Here is a 3,208-nt window from a genome sequence, read left to right on the forward strand (position 1 = left end):
AAAAAGAAATAATCGCTAGTGTTCGAAAGAACACTCACAGATTAATAACATTTTGGGTTTTCAACCGACGGTTGTCGAGTTGAAAGCAAATAGATTAAGTTATTAAGGGCGCACGGTGGATGCCTTGGCACTAGAAGCCGATGAAGGACGTTACTAACGACGATATGCTTTGGGGAGCTGTAAGTAAGCTGTGATCCAAAGATTTCCGAATGGGGAAACCCAATACGAGTTATGTCGTATTATCGATACGTAAATACATAGCGTATCGAAGGTAGACGCGGAGAACTGAAACATCTTAGTACCCGCAGGAAGAGAAAGAAAAATCGATTCCCTGAGTAGCGGCGAGCGAAACGGGAATAGCCCAAACCAACGAGCTTGCTTGTTGGGGTTGTAGGACACTCTATACGGAGTTACAAAGGAATAGATTAGACGAAGCATCTGGAAAGATGCATCAAAGAAGGTAATAATCCTGTAGTCGAAAATCTGTTCTCTCTTGAGTGGATCCTGAGTACGACGGAACACGAGAAATTCCGTCGGAATCCGGGAGGACCATCTCCCAAGGCTAAATACTCTCTAGTGACCGATAGTGAACCAGTACCGTGAGGGAAAGGTGAAAAGTACCCCGGAAGGGGAGTGAAAGAGAACTTGAAACCGTGTGCTTACAAGTAGTCAGAGCCCGTTAATGGGTGATGGCGTGCCTTTTGTAGAATGAACCGGCGAGTTACGATTTGATGCAAGGTTAAGCAGTGAATGTGGAGCCGTAGCGAAAGCGAGTCTGAATAGGGCGTTGAGTATTTGGTCGTAGACCCGAAACCAGGTGATCTACCCTTGACCAGGTTGAAGTTCAGGTAACACTGAATGGAGGACCGAACCGACTTACGTTGAAAAGTGAGCGGATGAGTTGAGGGTAGCGGAGAAATTCCAATCGAACCTGGAGATAGCTGGTTCTCTCCGAAATAGCTTTAGGGCTAGCCTCAAGTGATGATTATTGGAGGTAGAGCACTGTTTGGACGAGGGGCCCTTCTCGGGTTACCGAATTCAGACAAACTCCGAATGCCAATCAATTTAACTTGGGAGTCAGAACGCGGGTGATAAGGTCCGTGTTCGAAAGGGAAACAGCCCAGACCACCAGCTAAGGTCCCAAAATATATGTTAAGTGGAAAAGGATGTGGCGTTGCCCAGACAACTAGTATGTTGGCTTAGAAGCAGCCATCATTTAAAGAGTGCGTAATAGCTCACTAGTCGAGTGACACTGCGCCGAAAATGTACCGGGGCTAAACATATTACCGAAGCTGTGGATTGTCCGTAGGACAATGGTAGGAGAGCGTTCTAAGGGCGTTGAAGCATGATCGTAAGGACATGTGGAGCGCTTAGAAGTGAGAATGCCGGTGTGAGTAGCGAAAGACGGGTGAGAATCCCGTCCACCGATTGACTAAGGTTTCCAGAGGAAGGCTCGTCCGCTCTGGGTTAGTCGGGTCCTAAGCTGAGGCCGATAGGCGTAGGCGATGGATAACAGGTTGATATTCCTGTACCACCATGTATCGTTTTAAGCGATGGGGGGACGCAGTAGGATAGGCGAAGCGTACGATTGGATTGTACGTCCAAGCAGTAAGACTGAGTGTTAGGCAAATCCGGCACTCTTAAGGTCAAGCTGTGATGGGGAGAGGAAATTGTTTCCTCGAGTCGTTGATTTCACACTGCCGAGAAAAGCCTCTAGCTAGATTTATGGTGCCCGTACCGCAAACCGACACAGGTAGTCAAGATGAGAATTCTAAGGTGAGCGAGCGAACTCTCGTTAAGGAACTCGGCAAAATGACCCCGTAACTTCGGGAGAAGGGGTGCTCTTTAGGGTTCACGCCCAGGAGAGCCGCAGTGAATAGGCCCAAGCGACTGTTTATCAAAAACACAGGTCTCTGCTAAACCGTAAGGTGATGTATAGGGGCTGACGCCTGCCCGGTGCTGGAAGGTTAAGAGGAGTGGTTAGCTTCTGCGAAGCTACGAATCGAAGCCCCAGTAAACGGCGGCCGTAACTATAACGGTCCTAAGGTAGCGAAATTCCTTGTCGGGTAAGTTCCGACCCGCACGAAAGGCGTAACGATTTGGGCACTGTCTCAACGAGAGACTCGGTGAAATCATAGTACCTGTGAAGATGCAGGTTACCCGCGACAGGACGGAAAGACCCCGTGGAGCTTTACTGTAGTCTGATATTGAAATTCGGTACAGCTTGTACAGGATAGGTAGGAGCCTTAGATACGTGAGCGCTAGCTTACGTGGAGGCGTTGGTGGGATACTACCCTCGCTGTATTGGATTTCTAACCCGCACCATTAATCATGGTGGGAGACAGTGTCAGATGGACAGTTTGACTGGGGCGGTCGCCTCCTAAAGAGTAACGGAGGCGCTCAAAGGTTTCCTCAGAATGGTTGGAAATCATTCATAGAGTGTAAAGGCACAAGGAAGCTTGACTGCGAGACTTACAAGTCGAGCAGGGTCGAAAGACGGACTTAGTGATCCGGTGGTTCCGCATGGAAGGGCCATCGCTCAACGGATAAAAGCTACCCCGGGGATAACAGGCTTATCTCCCCCAAGAGTTCACATCGACGGGGAGGTTTGGCACCTCGATGTCGGCTCATCGCATCCTGGGGCTGTAGTCGGTCCCAAGGGTTGGGCTGTTCGCCCATTAAAGCGGTACGCGAGCTGGGTTCAGAACGTCGTGAGACAGTTCGGTCCCTATCCGTCGTGGGCGTAGGAAATTTGAGAGGAGCTGTCCTTAGTACGAGAGGACCGGGATGGACATACCTCTGGTGTACCAGTTGTCGTGCCAACGGCATCGCTGGGTAGCTATGTATGGACGGGATAAGTGCTGAAAGCATCTAAGCATGAAGCCCCCCTCAAGATGAGATTTCCCAACTTCGGTTATAAGATCCCTCAAAGATGATGAGGTTAATAGGTTCGAGGTGGAAGCATAGCGATATGTGGAGCTGACGAATACTAATCGATCGAAGACTTAATCAAATTTAAAAGTTTTGTTGGTTGAACTAAATTTTACTTACTATCTAGTTTTGAATGTATAATAGTTATACATGATATTGTCTGGTGACTATAGCAAGGAGGTCACACCTGTTCCCATGCCGAACACAGAAGTTAAGCTCCTTAGCGCCGATGGTAGTCGGACTTACGTTCCGCAAGAGTAGGACGTTGCCAGGCAAT

Annotated in this window: 2 rRNA genes; both read left to right on the forward strand. The window is 48.8% G+C overall.

Going from position 1 to position 3,208, the window contains the following annotated elements:
* Positions 1-92 precede the first annotated feature (92 nt).
* Positions 93-3,013: ribosomal RNA gene (locus CD032_RS05595) — 23S ribosomal RNA — on the forward strand.
* Positions 3,014-3,090: 77 nt separating this feature from the next.
* Positions 3,091-3,205, forward strand: a 5S ribosomal RNA gene (gene rrf / locus CD032_RS05600).
* Positions 3,206-3,208: the final 3 nt, after the last annotated feature.

The sequence above is a fragment of the Staphylococcus cohnii subsp. cohnii genome (assembly GCF_002902365.1).
GTDB classification, from domain to species: domain Bacteria; phylum Bacillota; class Bacilli; order Staphylococcales; family Staphylococcaceae; genus Staphylococcus; species Staphylococcus cohnii.